Annotated in this window: 21 protein-coding genes and 1 other annotated feature; of the genes, 20 read left to right on the plus strand and 1 reads right to left on the minus strand. The window is 33.5% G+C overall.

Annotated features, from left to right (window positions below):
• Window positions 1-193: 193 nt before the first annotated feature.
• Entirely contained in the window at window positions 194-1,408 is a 1,215-nt protein-coding gene (locus tag HMPREF3058_RS06240) for a NupC/NupG family nucleoside CNT transporter (RefSeq protein WP_002458655.1), read from the minus strand.
• 156 nt (window positions 1,409-1,564) lie between these two features.
• Between HMPREF3058_RS06240 and HMPREF3058_RS06245 the strand changes: the two genes are divergently transcribed.
• The 20 genes from HMPREF3058_RS06245 (at window position 1,565) to rplL (ending at window position 19,783) form a co-directional block, all read left to right on the plus strand.
• Window positions 1,565-2,026, plus strand: coding sequence for a CtsR family transcriptional regulator (locus HMPREF3058_RS06245; protein WP_001832288.1), 462 nt, complete (start codon window positions 1,565-1,567; stop codon window positions 2,024-2,026).
• Between the two features lie 20 nt (window positions 2,027-2,046).
• Window positions 2,047-2,610 (plus strand): UvrB/UvrC motif-containing protein, encoded by a 564-nt coding sequence (locus HMPREF3058_RS06250; protein ID WP_002491465.1) that lies wholly within the window; start codon window positions 2,047-2,049, stop codon window positions 2,608-2,610.
• Window positions 2,600-3,607: a protein arginine kinase gene (locus HMPREF3058_RS06255; RefSeq protein ID WP_080033635.1), complete on the plus strand. Its 1,008-nt coding sequence runs from the start codon at window positions 2,600-2,602 to the stop codon at window positions 3,605-3,607. The genes HMPREF3058_RS06250 and HMPREF3058_RS06255 overlap by 11 nt, the downstream gene beginning before the upstream one ends.
• A 13-nt stretch (window positions 3,608-3,620) precedes the next feature.
• Complete coding sequence (locus HMPREF3058_RS06260; RefSeq protein WP_002458652.1) at window positions 3,621-6,074, plus strand: ATP-dependent Clp protease ATP-binding subunit; 2,454 nt, start codon at window positions 3,621-3,623, stop codon at window positions 6,072-6,074.
• 706 nt (window positions 6,075-6,780) lie between these two features.
• Window positions 6,781-8,154: a DNA repair protein RadA gene (gene radA / locus HMPREF3058_RS06265; RefSeq protein ID WP_002458651.1), complete on the plus strand. Its 1,374-nt coding sequence runs from the start codon at window positions 6,781-6,783 to the stop codon at window positions 8,152-8,154.
• A 53-nt stretch (window positions 8,155-8,207) separates the two neighbouring features.
• Window positions 8,208-9,266 carry a PIN/TRAM domain-containing protein gene (locus HMPREF3058_RS06270; protein ID WP_002491417.1) on the plus strand — a complete coding sequence of 353 codons (1,059 nt, stop codon included), beginning with the start codon at window positions 8,208-8,210 and terminating at the stop codon, window positions 9,264-9,266.
• A 409-nt stretch (window positions 9,267-9,675) separates the two neighbouring features.
• The gene (gene gltX, locus HMPREF3058_RS06275) at window positions 9,676-11,130 is read left to right on the plus strand and encodes a glutamate--tRNA ligase (protein ID WP_002491462.1); all 1,455 of its coding nucleotides are present in this window, start codon (window positions 9,676-9,678) and stop codon (window positions 11,128-11,130) included.
• A 408-nt stretch (window positions 11,131-11,538) separates the two neighbouring features.
• Window positions 11,539-12,168, plus strand: a complete 630-nt coding sequence (cysE, locus tag HMPREF3058_RS06280) for a serine O-acetyltransferase (protein ID WP_002438669.1) — start codon at window positions 11,539-11,541, stop codon at window positions 12,166-12,168.
• Window positions 12,152-13,552, plus strand: coding sequence for a cysteine--tRNA ligase (gene cysS / locus HMPREF3058_RS06285; protein WP_002491468.1), 1,401 nt, complete (start codon window positions 12,152-12,154; stop codon window positions 13,550-13,552). The genes cysE and cysS overlap by 17 nt, the downstream gene beginning before the upstream one ends.
• 4 nt (window positions 13,553-13,556) lie before the next feature.
• Window positions 13,557-13,943, plus strand: a complete 387-nt coding sequence (locus HMPREF3058_RS06290; protein WP_002458647.1) for a Mini-ribonuclease 3 — start codon at window positions 13,557-13,559, stop codon at window positions 13,941-13,943.
• Window positions 13,944-13,950: 7 nt separating this feature from the next.
• Entirely contained in the window at window positions 13,951-14,700 is a 750-nt protein-coding gene (gene rlmB, locus HMPREF3058_RS06295; RefSeq protein WP_002458646.1) for a 23S rRNA (guanosine(2251)-2'-O)-methyltransferase RlmB, read from the plus strand.
• A complete protein-coding gene (locus HMPREF3058_RS06300; RefSeq protein ID WP_001832317.1) occupies window positions 14,697-15,224 on the plus strand; it encodes an NYN domain-containing protein in 528 nt (175 codons plus the stop codon). Before rlmB ends, HMPREF3058_RS06300 begins: the two co-directional genes overlap by 4 nt.
• 69 nt (window positions 15,225-15,293) lie before the next feature.
• Entirely contained in the window at window positions 15,294-15,869 is a 576-nt protein-coding gene (locus HMPREF3058_RS06305) for a sigma-70 family RNA polymerase sigma factor (protein ID WP_002499553.1), read from the plus strand.
• Between the two features lie 123 nt (window positions 15,870-15,992).
• Window positions 15,993-16,136, plus strand: a complete 144-nt coding sequence (gene rpmG / locus HMPREF3058_RS06310) for a 50S ribosomal protein L33 (RefSeq protein ID WP_001832285.1) — start codon at window positions 15,993-15,995, stop codon at window positions 16,134-16,136.
• Window positions 16,137-16,198: 62 nt separating this feature from the next.
• Entirely contained in the window at window positions 16,199-16,381 is a 183-nt protein-coding gene (gene secE, locus HMPREF3058_RS06315) for a preprotein translocase subunit SecE (protein WP_002438679.1), read from the plus strand.
• A gap of 10 nt (window positions 16,382-16,391) precedes the next feature.
• Window positions 16,392-16,940, plus strand: coding sequence for a transcription termination/antitermination protein NusG (gene nusG, locus HMPREF3058_RS06320; protein WP_002458643.1), 549 nt, complete (start codon window positions 16,392-16,394; stop codon window positions 16,938-16,940).
• A 330-nt stretch (window positions 16,941-17,270) separates the two neighbouring features.
• Window positions 17,271-17,693: a 50S ribosomal protein L11 gene (rplK, locus tag HMPREF3058_RS06325; RefSeq protein ID WP_001832298.1), complete on the plus strand. Its 423-nt coding sequence runs from the start codon at window positions 17,271-17,273 to the stop codon at window positions 17,691-17,693.
• A 213-nt stretch (window positions 17,694-17,906) separates the two neighbouring features.
• Window positions 17,907-18,602 carry a 50S ribosomal protein L1 gene (gene rplA, locus HMPREF3058_RS06330; protein ID WP_001832314.1) on the plus strand — a complete coding sequence of 232 codons (696 nt, stop codon included), beginning with the start codon at window positions 17,907-17,909 and terminating at the stop codon, window positions 18,600-18,602.
• A gap of 87 nt (window positions 18,603-18,689) precedes the next feature.
• Window positions 18,690-18,837: a sequence feature (ribosomal protein L10 leader region), on the plus strand.
• A 39-nt stretch (window positions 18,838-18,876) separates the two neighbouring features.
• A complete protein-coding gene (gene rplJ / locus HMPREF3058_RS06335) occupies window positions 18,877-19,377 on the plus strand; it encodes a 50S ribosomal protein L10 (RefSeq protein ID WP_001832306.1) in 501 nt (166 codons plus the stop codon).
• Between the two features lie 37 nt (window positions 19,378-19,414).
• A complete protein-coding gene (gene rplL, locus HMPREF3058_RS06340) occupies window positions 19,415-19,783 on the plus strand; it encodes a 50S ribosomal protein L7/L12 (protein ID WP_002491456.1) in 369 nt (122 codons plus the stop codon).
• Window positions 19,784-19,817: the final 34 nt, after the last annotated feature.

The raw sequence follows: 19,817 nt of genomic DNA on the forward strand, positions 1-19,817 counted from the left end.
TTTTAATTATAAGTACTTGACTAATCGTAGGAAGAAGTCTGGGACAAACACTTGTCTCAGTCTTTTTCAATACATTGACAGATTGAGTGTCATTGAAGAAGCTCGGAATTTAGAAAAATGTATCTTTACGATTTGAATTAAAATAAAAGCAAGAGAAACAAAACGTTACTCTTGCTTAAATCTACGTATGTTATTAGATGAAGAATCCTGCAATAGCCGCTGATATAAACGAAACAAGTGTTGCACCAAATAATAATTTTATTCCGAAACGAGCAACAACGTCACCTTTTTCATCATTCAATGATTTAATAGCTCCTGAAATAATACCAATTGAACTAAAGTTTGCGAATGATACTAAGAAGACAGAGGTAATTCCTTTAGCATGTTCCGATAATCCAGTCGCTTTACCTAAATCTTGCATTGCTACAAATTCATTAGATAGTAATTTTGTAGCCATTACTGAACCAGATTGAACTGCATCTTGCCATGGTATTCCAGTTAAAAAAGCGAAAGGTGCAAAAATAAATCCAATAAGCGTTTGGAAGTTCCATTTAATAGCACCGCCAGACACAAAGCTTAAGATTCCACTCACCATTCCATTTAATAAAGCAATAATTGCAATATAACCTATTAGCATAGCGCCTACAATAACTGCTACTTTAAATCCATCTAGAATATACTCCCCAAGCATTTCAAAGAAAGATTGTTTTTTTGTTTCGTTCTCATCAATTAATAATTTGTCGTCTTCCTCATTGACTTTATAAGGATTAATGATAGATGCAATGATAAAACCACCAAACAAGTTAAGCACTACTGCAGTCACAACATATTTTGGTTCAATAAGTGTAAAATAAGCGCCTATAATTGATGCTGATACTGTTGACATCGCTGAAGCAGTTAATGTATATAAGCGTTGTTTAGGTATGTAAGGTAATTGTTTTTTTAATGAGATAAAGACTTCAGATTGTCCTAGAATTGCTGCTGCGACCGCATTGTAAGATTCTAAACGGCCCATTCCATTAATCTTTGAAATTAAAAATCCCAGTAAGTTAATAATTAGTGGCAGTATTCGTGTATATTGTAATATACCTATCAATGCTGAAATAAAAACAATAGGTAACAAAACGCTAAAGAAGAATGGTGGTTGTTTAGGATCAACAAATTTAAAGCCACCAAATACAAAATTGACACCGACCGCTGCTTTAGCTAATAAATAATTAAAACCATCTGAAATACCCCCAATAACTGAAATTCCCAAATTAGTTTTGAGTAATATAAATGCAAATATTAATTGAATTACTAATAGTAATCCAACATATCGCCAGCGAATATTTTTTCTGTCTGAACTAAATAAAACTGCTAGTGCTAAAAAGAAAATGATTCCTAATATCCCAATCACAATATGCATATTTTTTCATTCCTTTAAATTTTTTCTATTGTCTATCATACAACAAAATGAACACGCTAACATCATTAATTTGAAATTTTAAAATCAAATTGGTTGAAAAAGGTCAAAGATGGTCATATAATATAGTCAAAGAAGGTCAAAAAAGAGGTGATATCTATGCACAATATGTCCGACATCATAGAACAATACATTAAGCGGTTATTTGAAGAAGCAGATGAAGATGTTGTAGAAATACAACGCGCTCATATTGCTCAACGTTTCGATTGTGTTCCTTCTCAACTTAACTATGTTATTAAGACACGTTTCACCAATGAACATGGTTATGAAATTGAAAGTAAACGTGGTGGCGGTGGCTACATTCGAATCACTAAAATTGAAAATAAAGATGCAACAGGTTATATTAATCACTTACTACAATTAATAGGTCCATCTATTTCTCAACAACAAGGGTATTATGTCATAGATGGTTTGTTAGATAAAGGTTTGATTAATGAAAGAGAAGCTAAAATGATACAGACCATTATCGATAGAGAAACTTTAAAAATGGATGTTGTTGCACGCGATATTATAAGAGCTAATATCTTAAAACGATTACTACCAGTTATTAATTATTACTAGGTTAGGTGAGGTGTTTAAAATTGCTTTGTGAAAATTGCCATTTTAATGAAGCGGAAGTTAAACTTACTGTTAAAGGTATAGATAGTACGCATGAAAAATGGGTATGTTCAGTATGTGCCCAAGGAGAAAATCCCTGGTTACATTCTAACGATGATAATACGTATCATACACACCAAGACGATATAGAAGAAGCATTTGTGGTGAAACAGATACTCCAACACCTTGCTGCAAAACATGGTATTAATTTTCATGAGATGGCATTTAAAGAAGAAAAAAGATGCCCAACATGTCAGATGACACTTAAGGATATTGCACATGTTGGTAAGTTTGGGTGTGCTGATTGTTATGCTACGTTTAAAGAAGACATCATTGATATAGTTCAACGTGTTCAAGGTGGTCAATTTGAGCATGTAGGAAAAACACCACAAACATCGTATAAGAAACTTGCAATAAAAAAGCAAATTGAAGAAAAATCAAAATATCTAAATAAATTGATAAATGATCAAGAGTTTGAAGAGGCAGCGATTGTTCGTGATGAAATTAAAGCTTTAAAAAGTGAAAGCGAGGTGTCTCATGATGAGTAATATCCATACTAATATTAGTGAGTGGATGAAGATGTCTGAGGAGACACCTGTTATTATTTCTTCTAGAATACGATTAGCTAGAAATCTTGAAAATCATGTCCATCCACTTATGTTCCCTTCAGAACAAGAAGGATATCGAGTGATTAATGAAGTTCAAGATGCGCTTCCCAACTTAACTTTGAATCGATTAGATACGATGGATCAACAAAGTAAAATGAAATTGGTTGCGAAACATCTTGTAAGTCCTGAACTAGTGAAACAACCTGCTTCAGCAGTAATGTTAAATGATGATGAATCGGTAAGTGTCATGATAAACGAAGAAGATCATATACGAATACAGGCTCTAGGAACTGATTTATCGCTAAAGGATTTATATCAACGTGCTTCTAAAATCGATGATGAATTAGATAAAGCGTTAGACATTAGTTATGATGAGCATTTAGGATATTTAACTACCTGTCCTACTAATATTGGTACAGGAATGCGTGCAAGTGTGATGTTACATTTACCTGGACTCTCCATTATGAAAAGAATGAACAGAATTGCACAAACAATTAACCGTTTTGGATTTACAATTCGAGGTATATACGGAGAAGGGTCACAAGTATATGGTCATATTTATCAGGTTTCAAATCAACTTACATTAGGGAAAACAGAAGAAGACATCATCGATAGCTTAACTGAAGTCGTAAATCAAATTATAAATGAAGAAAAGCAAATAAGAGAAAGACTTGATAAACACAATCCTGTAGAGACACTAGATAGAGTTTATCGATCATTAGGTGTACTACAAAACAGTAGAATTATTTCTATGGAAGAAGCCTCATATCGTTTAAGCGAAGTGAAACTAGGTATTGATTTGAATTATATTTTGCTTGAAAATTTTAAATTTAATGAATTAATGGTAGCAATACAGTCGCCATTTTTAATAGATGACGAAGATAATAGAACAGTAAATGAAAAAAGAGCTGATTTATTAAGAGAGCATATAAAATAGGAGGTATTAATACATGTTATTTGGTAGATTGACAGAGCGTGCACAACGTGTGTTGGCACATGCACAAGAAGAAGCAATTCGTTTGAACCATTCTAATATTGGAACAGAACATCTTTTGCTTGGTTTAATGAAAGAGCCAGAAGGTATAGCTGCAAAGGTATTAGAAAGTTTTAATATTACTGAAGATAAAGTCATCGAAGAAGTTGAAAAACTTATCGGTCACGGTCAAGAGCAAATGGGCACACTACATTATACACCGAGAGCAAAAAAAGTAATTGAACTGTCTATGGATGAAGCTCGAAAGCTACATCATAACTTTGTAGGAACAGAGCATATTCTATTAGGTTTAATTAGAGAAAATGAAGGTGTTGCAGCACGTGTGTTTGCAAACCTAGATTTAAATATTACTAAAGCACGTGCCCAAGTTGTAAAAGCTTTAGGAAGTCCAGAAATGAGTAATAAAAATGCGCAAGCTAATAAGTCTAATAACACGCCTACTTTAGATGGATTAGCTAGAGATTTAACTGTTATTGCTAAAGATGGAACGTTAGATCCAGTTGTAGGACGAGATAAAGAGATTACTCGTGTAATTGAAGTTTTAAGTCGTCGTACTAAAAATAATCCTGTGCTAATTGGTGAACCCGGTGTTGGTAAAACAGCAATTGCTGAGGGACTTGCGCAAGCAATTGTTAAAAATGAAGTACCAGAAACTTTAAAAGACAAACGTGTAATGTCATTAGATATGGGCACAGTCGTAGCTGGCACTAAATATCGTGGTGAATTTGAAGAAAGATTGAAAAAAGTAATGGAGGAAATTCATCAAGCTGGTAATGTTATTCTATTTATCGATGAACTTCATACTTTAGTTGGTGCTGGTGGCGCAGAAGGAGCAATTGATGCATCTAATATTTTAAAACCTGCTTTAGCTCGCGGAGAATTGCAATGTATAGGTGCCACAACATTAGATGAATATCGTAAAAATATAGAAAAAGACGCTGCACTAGAACGTCGTTTCCAACCAATTCAAGTGGATGAACCTACAGTTGAAGACACGATTGAAATCTTAAAAGGATTACGTGACCGTTATGAGGCTCATCACAGAATTAATATTTCAGATGAAGCTTTAGAAGCGGCTGCTAAATTGAGTGATCGCTATGTTTCAGATCGTTTCTTGCCCGATAAAGCCATTGACTTAATTGATGAGGCAAGTTCAAAAGTTAGACTTAAAAGTCATACAACTCCAAGTAATTTAAAAGAGATTGAACAAGAAATTGATAAAGTAAAAAATGAAAAAGATGCTGCAGTTCATGCCCAAGAATTTGAAAATGCCGCTAATTTAAGAGATAAGCAATCTAAACTTGAAAAGCAATATGAAGATGCTAAAAATGAATGGAAAAATGCACAAGGTGGTTTAGATACTGCCTTATCTGAAGAAAATATCGCTGAAGTAATAGCTGGTTGGACGGGTATTCCTCTAACTAAAATTAATGAAACTGAATCAGATCGTTTATTGAATCTTGAAGATACACTTCATAAACGTGTCATTGGACAAAACGATGCTGTGAATTCAATTAGTAAAGCTGTTCGAAGAGCTCGTGCTGGTCTTAAAGATCCAAAACGTCCAATCGGTAGTTTTATTTTCTTAGGACCTACAGGTGTCGGTAAAACTGAATTAGCACGTGCTTTAGCTGAATCTATGTTTGGTGAAGATGATGCAATGATTCGCGTAGATATGAGTGAATTTATGGAGAAACATGCTGTCAGTCGATTAGTTGGTGCACCTCCAGGATATGTAGGACATGATGACGGCGGTCAATTGACTGAAAAAGTTAGACGTAAACCATACTCTGTCATTTTATTTGATGAAATTGAGAAAGCACATCCTGACGTTTTTAATATTCTTCTACAAGTTTTAGATGATGGTCATTTAACAGATACTAAAGGTCGTACTGTGGACTTCCGTAATACTGTGATTATTATGACTTCTAATGTGGGAGCTCAAGAATTACAAGACCAACGCTTTGCTGGTTTTGGAGGTGCTTCAGAAGGTAGTGACTACGAAACTGTCAGAAAAACAATGATGAAAGAATTAAAAAATTCATTCCGACCAGAATTCTTAAACCGTGTTGATGACATTATTGTCTTCCATAAACTTACAAAAGATGAATTAAAAGAAATTGTTACAATGATGGTAAATAAACTTACACACCGTCTTTCAGAGCAAAATATTAATATTGTTGTTACTGATAAAGCGAAAGAAAAAATTGCAGAAGAAGGATATGATCCTGAATATGGTGCTAGACCACTCATTAGAGCAATTCAAAAAACGGTTGAAGATAATTTAAGTGAATTGATTTTAGATGGAAATAAAATTGAAGGTAAAGAAGTAACAATTGATCATGATGGTAAAGAATTTAAGTATGATATTCATGAAAGTACAACCAAAAAAGAAACAACAGAATCATAATTAAATTTTTATAACTTTAATTTCACATATTGAATTACTACAATTATAACGTTAAATATTAAATTAAAAAGAGTGAGATAGAAAGCTTAAGTAATTCGCTGTCTCACTTGGCAATGAGGACTAGAGTTGAAAATTGAGATTAGACTAAGTACAACTCGGTTGTCAATTGCCAATAAATAAAATGCCTGGGACAATCGTTGTCTCAGGCATTTTATTTACTAAGATAAGTAACACAGAATGAGGGAAATCAATTTAAAATTTTTAATGATGTACTTAACAATATTTGTTAATCATAATATTTTAGTTCATTACTAAATAATGAATCGCTTTTAATCATTGGTTCACATATTAAATGAAAACAGTATTATGATATTTTTCATAGGTTATTGTTTTATTTCTTATTAATTATCGATGACATGATTATCTTTATAATATTGCTTTTTTATAAAATTAATAGACCGCTAAATCAAAGGTTCCTAGTTTTTATTTAAAAATTCACTTATATTTTTGCTAAATCATCATTAAGGTAATTGCCAGAATGTATAAACAGATAAGCATATGATAAATGTTATAGGTTCATTATAGAAATATTATGAAAGGGTTATAGACTTATAAGTGTTATCAACATCATTATTTATTTTTAATTTGTCAGATTCAACTTGTCAGTTTAAAATAGATTTGTTCATATTAAATCGGAGGTGTCTCAATGGCCAAGAAAAAAGTAATATTCGAATGTATGGCATGTGGCTATCAATCTCCTAAGTGGATGGGTAAGTGCCCTAACTGCGGCGCGTGGAATCAAATGGAAGAAATAGTAGAAAAGGTTGCTCATCCTAAACATGGTGTAAAAACAAAAGAAACAGCAGGTAAGGTACAAAAGTTAAATAGTGTTAAGCATGAAGCTACCCCTAGACTACTTACAGAATCAAAGGAATTTAACCGCGTTTTAGGTGGAGGTATTGTAAGTGGTTCATTAGTACTAATAGGTGGAGACCCAGGTATTGGTAAGTCGACTTTATTGCTACAAATTTGTGCTGCGCTGTCACAAAATAAGAATGTTTTATATATTACTGGTGAGGAATCTATTAATCAAACTAAGTTGCGCGCTGATCGTTTGGAAGAAGATTCTAGTCATCTTAATGTTTTAGCCGAAACTGATTTAGAAGTGATACATCAAACTGTAAAAGAAGAGAGACCTGACTTACTTGTTGTTGATTCGATTCAAACAATCTATCATCCGGAAATTAGTTCTGCACCTGGATCGGTATCACAAGTAAGAGAGAGTACACAGAGTTTAATGAACATTGCTAAACAGATGAATATTGCCACATTTATTGTGGGACACGTAACAAAAGAAGGACAAATCGCCGGACCAAGATTATTGGAACATATGGTTGATACAGTTCTTTATTTTGAAGGAGACGAGCATCACGCTTATCGTATCCTTAGAGCAGTAAAAAATAGATTTGGTTCTACAAATGAGATGGGGATTTTCGAAATGAAGCAAAGTGGATTAAAAGGTGTACTTAATCCTTCTGAAATGTTTTTAGAGGAACGTTCTACAAATGTTCCGGGCTCTACAATCGTCCCCACTATGGAAGGAACAAGACCACTACTCATTGAAGTCCAAGCGCTTGTTACACCAACTACATTTAATAATCCTAGACGAATGGCTACAGGTATAGATCATAATCGATTAAGTTTACTTATGGCGGTTCTAGAAAAAAAGGAAAACTATTTACTCCAACAACAAGATGCCTATATTAAAGTAGCAGGTGGCGTCAAATTAACAGAACCTGCTGTTGATTTAAGTATTATTGTTGCGACAGCATCAAGTTTTAAAGATCAAGCTGTTGATGGATTAGATTGTTTTGTGGGTGAAGTTGGATTAACAGGTGAAGTACGCAGAGTATCTCGCATAGAGCAACGTGTTCAAGAAGCGGCCAAACTAGGGTTTAAAAGAGCTATTATTCCACAGACAAATATTGGAGGTTGGACATTCCCAGAAGGCATCCAAGTCGTTGGTGTTTCATCAGTACATGAAGCTTTAAAATATGCATTACATTCAAAACCGAGATAAGCCGTATTATTAAGCCATACTACGATATAACATCAATGGAAGGAGGATATAAGTTGAATATAACAAAAGCAATTGTTGTAGCAATCTATATCATTGTTGGTGCAGCTCTTGGTGTTATAATTATACCCGAAGTTGTTAAAGATCTTGGCATTCATCACCATGCGGTTATCACTAATTATTATGTAGATAGTTTCATAGGCATTATTATATTTTTTATTATATTTGGATTATTCATTAATAAATTAACATATGCTTTTAAACAATTTGAACAATTAATCATGAGACGCAGTGCGGTAGAAATATTATTTGCTACAATTGGTTTAATTATTGGTTTATTTATTTCAGTGATGGTTTCTTTTATCTTAGAAATGATAGGTAATTCCATATTAAATCACTTTGTACCTATGATTATCACTATTATTTTATGTTATTTAGGCTTTCAATTTGGTCTGAAAAAAAGAGATGAAATGCTTATGTTTTTACCAGAGAATATGGCACGTTCGATGTCTAATAATACACGAAGAGCGACACCTAAGATTGTAGATACAAGTGCAATTATCGATGGAAGGATATTAGATATTATACGTTGCGGATTTATCGATGGTGATATATTAATACCACAAGGCGTTATAAATGAATTACAAGTTATAGCGGATGCTAAAGATAGCGTGAAACGTGAAAAAGGTCAAAGAGGATTAGATATTTTGAATCAACTTTATGATTTAGATTATCCTACACGCGTTATACATCCAACTCAATCCCATAGTGATATAGATACATTATTAATTAAATTAGCACAACAGTATCACGCACATGTGATTACGACTGATTTTAATTTAAATAAAGTATGTCATGTTCAAGGAATTACTGCACTCAACGTTAATGATTTATCGGAAGCAATCAAACCTAATGTACATCAAGGCGACCAGTTAAGTATTTTATTAACGAAGATAGGTAAAGAGCCAGGACAAGGCGTAGGATATTTAGATGATGGTACAATGGTGGTTGTTGATAACGCGAAGAGTTACATTGGTCAACAGGTTGATTTAGAGGTCGTAAGTTTGTTACAAACATCATCAGGAAGAATTGTTTTTGCGAAATTTGTTGACTGAAAATTTAATAGATTATCTTTGTTAGAATAAGGGTTTCATGTGAAACGTACCTTACGAATTTAGGTGCTATATTTAATTGAAATATTTCAAATTGGTTTTATTTAACAGGTTATACATATTAAACATGTGACTTATCAAAGAGGCCTTTAAGTGCTACAATATTATTGAAATGTTAGGTGGATTAGAATATTCAATATTTAATCAAGTTATTCATCAAGGTATACTTTAGCGTATCCTTATCGTTTGAATAACTTTTTTAAAATTAAACGACTTACAATAAACTACTGCATTTATTTGCATATTTTGTTAGTGGTCATATTTATCATTTTATTGATGTATAATTTGCAAAGTATTTTAATTAATATTTGGCTATTTATTATCCACACAATTAATAGTAGGAGTGAAAATAATGAGTGAACGTATCAGAGTAAGATATGCGCCAAGTCCAACAGGATATTTGCATATTGGTAATGCAAGAACAGCATTATTCAATTATTTATTTGCTAAACATTATAATGGTGATTTTGTTGTTCGCATAGAAGATACAGATAGTAAACGTAATTTAAAAGATGGTGAATCTTCACAATTCGATAATCTAAAATGGTTAGGTTTGGATTGGGATGAATCCGTCGATAAAGATAAAGGTTTTGGACCTTATCGTCAATCTGAACGTGCAGAAATCTATAATCCACTAATTCAACAGCTATTAGAGGAAGACAAAGCATATAAATGTTATATGACTGAAGAAGAGTTAGAAGCAGAGCGTGAAGCTCAAATTGCCCGTGGAGAGATGCCAAGATATGGTGGACAACATGCGCACTTAACAGAAGAACAGCGTCAACAGTACGAAGCGGAAGGGCGTAAACCATCAATTCGTTTCCGTGTGCCTAAAGATCAAACATATACGTTCAATGACATGGTTAAAGGAGAAATTTCCTTTGAATCTGACAATATCGGAGACTGGGTAATTGTAAAAAAAGATGGTGTTCCGACTTATAATTTTGCAGTTGCCGTAGATGATCATTATATGCAAATATCAGATGTTATACGTGGTGATGACCATGTTTCGAATACACCTAAGCAGTTAATGGTATATGAAGCATTTGGATGGGAAGCACCTCGTTTTGGTCATATGTCACTCATTGTTAATGAAGAGCGTAAAAAGTTAAGCAAGCGGGATGGTCAAATCCTACAATTTATCGAGCAATATCGTGATTTAGGATATCTTCCAGAAGCATTATTTAACTTTATTACATTATTAGGTTGGTCACCTGAAGGTGAAGAGGAAATCTTTTCTAAAGAAGAATTTATAAAGATTTTTGATGAAAAACGCTTGTCTAAGTCTCCAGCTATGTTCGATAGACAAAAACTTGCTTGGGTTAACAACCAGTATATGAAAACAAAAGATACAGAAACAGTATTTGAACTTGCATTACCTCATTTAATCAAGGCTAATCTTATACCTGAAAACCCATCAGAAAAGGATAGAGAATGGGGACGTAAATTAATATCGTTGTATCAAAAAGAAATGAGTTACGCTGGTGAAATTGTTCCATTATCAGAAATGTTCTTCCATGAAATGCCGGAACTAGGAAAAGATGAACAAGAGGTATTACAAGGAGAACAAGTGCCAGAACTAATGAACCATTTATATGGTAAATTAGAATCTTTAGAATCATTTGAGGCAACTGAAATTAAAAAAATGATTAAAGAAGTTCAAAAAGAAACTGGTATTAAAGGTAAACAATTATTTATGCCTATTCGTGTTGCTGTTACTGGACAAATGCATGGTCCTGAATTACCTAACACAATTGAAGTATTAGGCAAAGATAAAGTATTGTCACGCTTAAAAAAACTTGTTTAAATAAATAGGATTAGTTATTTATTTAATAAATATTAAGTCATAAAGTGTTTACGACTTGAAATTTTACAAGTGACAACATATGATTATAAATATAAAATGATTCAAAGGATTAGTAGTTAAATGTTTATGTGTCAGAGAGTGTGCGGGAGCTGTGAGCACATCATAAATATTAATGAATGCACCTTTGTTAATAAAAATAAATAATTGAGATGAGAATAGTAATAAATCAAATATGAGTATTGCTATTAAATGAAGAGTGGAACCGTGCGAGAGCGCCTCTAGCAACGTATGTTAGAGGTGCTCTTTTCATATTTTTAAACTATGTTACTAATGATATTCCGTGTAGTGATTTAAACGTGTTGAAATTAATTTGATTAGACTAAGGGGGAGACGTTCGTGTTAAAAAGAATGAGAGACGATATAAAGATGGTGTTTGAACAGGATCCTGCAGCGCGCTCGACTTTAGAAGTAATAACTACTTACGCTGGATTACATGCAGTTTGGAGCCACTTAATTGCCCATAAATTATATAAAAATAGACGTTATGTAGCAGCCAGAATGATTTCTCAATTATCACGTTTTTTCACCGGAATCGAAATACATCCAGGTGCAAAAATCGGTAAGCGTTTATTTATCGACCATGGCATGGGTGTAGTTATTGGAGAAACATGTACAATTGGTGATAATGTCACTATTTATCAAGGAGTTACTTTAGGTGGTACAGGTAAAGAAAAAGGAAAGCGCCATCCTGATATTGGTGATAATGTTTTGATAGCAGCTGGATCTAAGATATTAGGTAATATAAAAATTGAATCAAATGTGAATATTGGAGCTAATTCTGTAGTATTACAGTCTGTTCCTAGTTATACAACTGTAGTAGGTATACCAGGTCACATTGTTAAACAAGAAGGTAGACGAATTGGTAAAACATTTGATCACCGTAACTTACCAGATCCACTTTATGAACAAATTAAACACTTAGAAAGACAGCTTGAAAAAGCTAAGAATGGAGAGATTCAAGATGATTACATTATATAATACCTTAACACGTCGGAAAGAGACGTTTGAGCCCATTGAACCAGGTAAGGTCAAAATGTATGTATGTGGGCCGACAGTTTACAACTATATTCATATTGGAAATGCACGACCTGCTATTAATTATGATGTAGTCAGAAGATATTTCGAATATAAGGGATATGAAGTCATTTATGTTTCTAATTTCACAGACGTTGATGATAAACTCATTAATCGCTCGAAAGAACTCAATGAAAGTGTTCCTGAAATTGCTGAAAAGTATATTAAAGCTTTTTATGAGGACGTTGGTGCTTTGAATGTGAAAAAGGCTACATCTAATCCACGTGTGATGCATCATATGGGTGAAATTATCGATTTTATTAAGGAATTAGTAGATGAAGGTTATGCATATGAAAGTGACGGTGATGTCTATTTTAGAACACGTCAATTTGATGGATATGGTAAGTTAAGTCATCAATCATTAGATGATTTGAAAGTTGGCGCTCGTATTGAAGCTGGAGAACAAAAAGAAGATGCGTTAGATTTTACTTTATGGAAGAAAGCTAAGCCAGGGGAAATTAGTTGGAATAGTCCATTTGGTAAAGGTAGACCAGGTTGGCACATTGAATGTTCAGTAATGGCCTATCATGAACTAGGATCTACAATAGATATTCACGCAGGTGGTTCAGATTTACAATTTCCGCATCATGAAAATGAAATTGCTCAATCAGAGGCTCATAATCACGCACCTTTCGCAAATTATTGGATGCATAATGGTTTTATTAATATTGATAATGAGAAAATGAGCAAGTCTCTAGGAAATTTCATTTTAGTTCACGATATCATTAAAGAAGTCGATCCAGACGTATTACGATTCTTTATGATTAGTGTGCATTATCGTAGCCCAATAAACTACAATTTAGAATTAGTAGGTGCGGCGCGAAGTGGTCTTGAACGTATACGTAATAGCTACAAGTTAATTGAGGAAAGAGAACAAATTGCTACAGATTTGGAAGAACAATCAGAATATATACAACAAATAGATAAAATACTAAATCAATTTGAAACAGTAATGGATGATGACTTTAATACTGCTAATGCAGTAACTGCATGGTATGACTTAGCTAAACTTGCAAATAAATATGTATTAGAAAACACAACTTCAACAAAAGTTTTAAATAGATTTAAAGAAGTGTATAGCATTTTTAGTGACGTCCTTGGTATCCCACTTAAGAGTGAAGAAACAGAGGAGTTACTAGATGAAGACATTGAACAATTGATTGAGGAGCGTAATGAAGCACGTAAAAATAAGGATTTCGCTCGAGCAGATGAAATTAGAGATATGTTAAAAGCACGTCATATCATTTTAGAAGATACTCCACAAGGTGTAAGATTTAAACGTGGCTAAACATATGAATGTAAAACTTCTTAATCCTTTAACATTGGCATATATGGGTGATGCAGTACTTGATCAACATGTGCGTGAATATATCGTGCTAAAATTACAAAGTAAACCTCATCGTTTGCACCAAGTATCGAAAAGTTACGTTTCAGCGAAAAGTCAAGCTGAGACTTTAGAGTATTTGTTAGATATTGACTGGTTTACAGAGGAAGAGCTAAGTGTTTTAAAACGAGGACGTAACGCTAAAAGTTATACAAAGGCTAAAAATACTGACATTCAAACTTATCGTAAAAGTTCAGCGTTAGAAGCTGTTATCGGATTTTTATATTTAGATCATCAATCAGAACGATTAGAAAACTTATTAGAAACAATTGTTAGGATAGTGGATGAAAGGTAGTGTGAATGTGGAAGATATAGTGATAGTAGGTAGACACGCAGTTAAAGAAGCAATTATATCAGGTCACGCCATAAATAAGATTTTGATTCAAGATGGTATAAAAAAGCAACAAATTAACGACATTTTAAAAAATGCAAAATCACAAAAATTAATTGTACAAACGGTACCAAAATCTAAATTAGATTTTTTAGCAAATGCACCTCACCAGGGTGTGGCTGCTTTAGTAGCCCCATATGAATATGCAAACTTCGATGAATTTTTACAAAAACAAAAGAAAAAAGACCGTTATTCAACTGTTATCATTTTAGATGGTTTAGAAGATCCGCATAATCTTGGCTCTATATTAAGAACAGCAGATGCTTCTGGTGTTGATGCGGTTATTATACCTAAAAGACGATCAGTTGCGTTAACACAGACTGTTGCCAAAGCTTCTACAGGAGCGATTCAGCATGTTCCGGTCATAAGAGTTACTAATCTTTCGAAAACTATCGATGAATTAAAAGACAGCGGCTTTTGGATTGCGGGTACAGAAGCTAGTAATGCAACGGATTATAGAGATTTACAAGCAGATATGTCACTAGGTATTGTTATAGGTAGTGAGGGGCAAGGTATGAGTCGTTTAGTGAGTGATAAGTGTGATTTTCATATTAAGATTCCAATGGTTGGACATGTCAATAGCTTGAACGCTTCTGTGGCTGCAAGTTTAATGATGTATGAAGTATATCGTAAACGTCATCAGTTAGAGGAAAAGTCATGAAGAAAAGATACTTAATTATAGATGGCTACAATATGATTGGCCAATCCTCAACACTTAGCACTGTTGCTAAAGAGAATTTAGAAGAAGCTAGAGAGCAATTATTAGACACAATTGCCAACTACAATGCATTAATAGCAGATGAAATTGTCTGTGTATTTGATGCCTATGAACAGTCAGGGATAGAAAGGGAATACTTCTATCATGGCGTCAAAACAATCTTTACTAAAGAAAAAGAAACTGCAGATAGTTTTATAGAACGCTACGTGTATGAACTATATAATAAACACACGACACACATTACCGTTGTAACAAGTGATATGAGTGAACAACATGCTATTTTTGGTTCAGGTGCATATCGTATTTCTTCAAGAGAAATGTGGCGTGAATTAAAAGAAAATGAGGTTGTTGTTAACAAGTCACTTGATGATTTTAGCGAAAAGAAACCAAGAATTAGAATTCCGTTATCTAATGAGATACTTGAAGAATTTGAAAAGATTAGACGTGGCAATCAGAAAAAAGACTAATTTTGCTCTGTTGTGATTTTAGATAGATTTCATATAAACTAATTTCAACTTACTCGAAAGGTTAGATATATGAATCTGAATAAACAGCAACAAGAATATACAGCAATGTGTCTATCGCAAACAGAAAATAAATGTTCTGAAGAACTATTTGAGTCTTTAATAGAAGAACTAAAGCCACTGATTTACAAAAAAATAAGGTATATCTCCCATAATAAGTATGACATTGAGGACATGTATCAAGAGATTGTTATTAAATTCTACCGTGCCTTGCATAAATTCGACCATCAACAAGGTGTACCAATAGAACATTATATTTACTTCTTAATTCGTTCGGTTAAATATGACTATCTTAGAAAAGTAAGAGCGAATTATAAACGTCAACCGCTACTTGTTAATGAATGTATTGTTGAATATAATGCTACTTTGGCATTAAACGATATAGAAAGATCGATAATTAGAAATGAATTAACATTAGCTTTTAAAAGAAGCGAAGACAAACTCAGTCGAATGGAAAGACGTATTATTCGATTACTACTTAATGATTACAAGCCAAAAGAGATTGCCATGGTTTTAAATTTAGAATCCAAAGTTGTTTATAATGCGATTCAACGTAGTAAATGGAAACTTAAAAGAAGTTTTAAATAAGAAAATAATATGTAAATAGTATACTGTATAGTGAGGAAATTATAGCGTGGCGTATAAGTTTGACATTTAATACAATACTTATGTATAGTATATTGGTATTATAATGAGTAAAGGTGAATAATTGTGAAGAAAGTACCTTTGAATTGTGAGAATTGTGGCAATCGGAATTACAATGTTCCTAAAAAAGAAGGCTCAGCAACGAGACTTACTTTAAAAAAATACTGTCCAAGATGTAACGCGCATACAGTTCATAAAGAATCAAAATAAGATGATATCAATTAATTGAATATGACTTTCATTAGAAAGTCATAGAGTGTGGAGGTCTTATGATGGCTAAAAAAGAAAGTTTCTTTAAAGGCGTTAAGTCAGAAATGGAAAAGACGAGTTGGCCAACTAAGGAAGAATTATTTAAATATACAATAATAGTTGTATCTACAGTGATATTCTTCTTAGTCTTTTTCTATGCCTTAGACATAGGAATTAATGCATTAAAACAATTATTTTTAGGTTAGGAGTGAAGACATGTCTGAAGAAGTAGGCGCTAAGCGTTGGTATGCTGTACATACCTATTCTGGATATGAAAATAAAGTTAAAAAGAATTTAGAAAAAAGAGTAGAATCTATGAATATGACTGAACAAATTTTCAGAGTTGTCATACCAGAAGAGGAAGAAACTCAAGTTAAGGACGGGAAAGCTAAAAAGCTTGTGAAGAAAACATTTCCTGGATATGTGTTAGTTGAGTTAATCATGACAGATGAGTCGTGGTATGTAGTTAGAAATACTCCTGGAGTTACAGGATTTGTCGGATCTGCAGGTGCAGGCTCAAAACCTAACCCACTACTTCCTGAAGAAGTACGCTTCATTCTTAAGCAAATGGGTCTTAAAGAGAAAACAATAGATGTTGAACTCGATGTTGGAGAACAAGTTCGTATCCAATCAGGTCCTTTTGCTAATCAAGTTGGAGAAGTACAAGAGATTGAAGCGGATAAATTCAAGCTTACTGTACTTGTGGATATGTTTGGTCGCGAAACACCTGTAGAAGTTGAATTTGACCAAATTGAAAAATTATAAAACTATTTTGTTTAAATTTATTCAAAACACATTTGAATAGATCAAAAAATATATTCAATAAAAGAAAATAGAATTGTAGGTTAGAAAAGTATATCCCTTTATTTATAAGTGATGGATGTACATAAACAAACGTTATGAATGTATAAAATAAAACAAATAATAATAGCGTAGTTAGTAAAGATGAAATTTTACTATTGATTTTTTATCAATATGAGTGTTAAAATAATGTGGTCGCGCTTTTATAGCGCTCATTTCGTCACGAAATGTTTAAGAGTGGGAGGGCAAAACTAAGCCCTGTGACCACATCACGATATCAAGGAGGTGCACATCGTGGCTAAAAAAGTAGAAAAAGTAGTTAAATTGCAAATTCCTGCAGGTAAAGCGAATCCAGCACCACCAGTTGGTCCAGCATTAGGTCAAGCAGGTGTGAACATTATGGGATTCTGTAAAGAATTTAATGCTCGTACGCAAGAACAAGCAGGTTTAATCATTCCGGTAGAAATCAGTGTTTATGAAGACCGTTCATTTACATTCATTACAAAAACTCCACCGGCTCCAGTACTACTTAAAAAAGCAGCTGGTGTTGAAAAAGGTTCTGGTGAACCTAATAAAACTAAAGTTGCAACAGTAACTAAAGATCAAGTACGCGAAATTGCTCAAACAAAAATGCAAGACTTAAATGCTGCAGACGAAGAAGCGGCAATGCGTATTATTGAAGGTACTGCACGTAGCATGGGTATCACTGTACAATAATAAAGCAAAACTTTTTAAATTAATTTGAAATAAACTTAATTTAGACGATAAAAAGCAGGTAACAGATAGGTATACAATGAATATTGTCTATTGGTTTGCTAACATTGCAAAGTAGTGATGTTAACGTTCATCTCTGTTATCTGCTCTTAACTTGCAAGGCGCAAGTGAATGTGGGAGGAAATTCCGCTAAAACCACTAAAGGAGGAACTATAAATGGCTAAAAAAGGTAAAAAGTATCAAGAAGCAGCTAGTAAAGTTGACCGCACTCAATATTATAGTGTTGAAGAAGCAATCAAATTAGCTAAAGAAACTAGCGTTGCTAATTTCGACGCTTCTGTTGAAGTTGCATTCCGTTTAGGAATTGATACACGTAAAAATGACCAACAAATCCGTGGTGCAGTAGTATTACCACACGGTACTGGTAAATCACAACGTGTACTCGTTTTCGCTAAAGGCGATAAAATCACTGAAGCTGAAGAAGCAGGCGCAGATTATGTAGGTGAAGCAGATTACGTACAAAAAATCCAACAAGGTTGGTTTGATTTTGATGTAGTTGTAGCTACACCTGACATGATGGGTGAAGTTGGTAAACTTGGTCGAGTATTAGGACCTAAAGGTTTAATGCCTAACCCTAAAACTGGCACTGTAACAATGGATGTTAAAAAAGCAGTTGAAGAAATCAAAGCAGGTAAGGTAGAATACCGTGCTGAAAAAGCAGGTATTGTACATGCGTCAATTGGTAAAGTGTCATTCGATGAAGAAAAATTAGTTGATAACTTCAGAACTTTACAAGATGTATTAGCGAAAGCTAAACCAGCTTCTGCTAAGGGTACTTACTTCAAATCTGTTGCTGTTACAACAACAATGGGTCCTGGAGTGAAAGTCGATACTTCATCTTTCAAACTATAAATTTTAAATAGAAAACAAATTACAGGCTAACTATCAATTTTAGTCTGTAATTTTTTGTTGACTTTTTATACTAAAGCAGTTATATTAATACTTGTGATTATTTTACCTAAGACAGTAGGAGTTATTAATAACTTAAAACAATATCCTACCGAGGCTAAAATTGACTTGAACGTGATGATTAATGATCTTTCAAGCACTTTTTGCCGTGGGTAGAAAGTGCTTTTTTTATTGTGATTAAAAAAAGCACCCAATAAATTTAAATGGAGGTGTCTGAATGTCTGCTATCATTGAAGCAAAAAAACAACAAGTCGATACTATCGCTGAACAACTTAAAAATTCAGTTTCAACAGTTATCGTTGACTACCGTGGTTTAACTGTAGCAGAAGTTACTGAATTACGTTCACAATTACGTGAAGCTGGTGTTGAGTATAAAGTATACAAAAACACTATGGTTCGTCGTGCTGCTGAACAAGCAGGTATCGAAGGCTTGGATGAATTCTTAACAGGTCCTACAGCAATCGCAACTTCTACTGAAGATGTTGTTGCACCAGCAAAAGTTATTGCGGGATTTGCAAAAGAACATGAAGCTTTAGAAGTTAAAACAGGCGTTATGGAAGGTAACGTTATCTCTGCTGAAGAAGTTAAAACAGTTGGTTCATTACCTTCACACGATGGTCTTGTATCTATGCTTTTATCTGTATTACAAGCACCTGTACGCAACTTCGCTTATGCAGTTAAAGCTGTTGGAGAACAAAAAGAAGAAAGCGCTGAATAATTGCGCATAAAAATTAAATTAATGGAGGAAATATAAAATGGCTAATCAAGAACAAATCATTGAAGCAATTAAAGAAATGTCAGTATTAGAATTAAACGATTTAGTAAAAGCAATTGAAGAAGAATTTGGTGTAACTGCAGCAGCTCCAGTAGCAGCAGCAGGTGCAGCTGGTGGCGGAGATGATGCAGCTGAAAAAACTGAATTTGATGTTGAATTAACTTCAGCTGGATCTTCAAAAATTAAAGTTGTTAAAGCAGTTAAAGAAGCAACTGGCTTAGGATTAAAAGATGCTAAAGAATTAGTAGACGGAGCTCCTAAAGTAATTAAAGAAGCTATGCCTAAAGAAGATGCTGAAAAACTTAAAGAACAATTAGAAGAAGTTGGAGCTAGCGTAGAATTAAAATAGTTTCTACTTTCTAATTAAATAGTTAGGTTGAAAA

Source organism: Staphylococcus sp. HMSC068G11, from assembly GCF_001815825.1.
Classification (GTDB): Bacteria; Bacillota; Bacilli; order Staphylococcales; family Staphylococcaceae; genus Staphylococcus; species Staphylococcus epidermidis.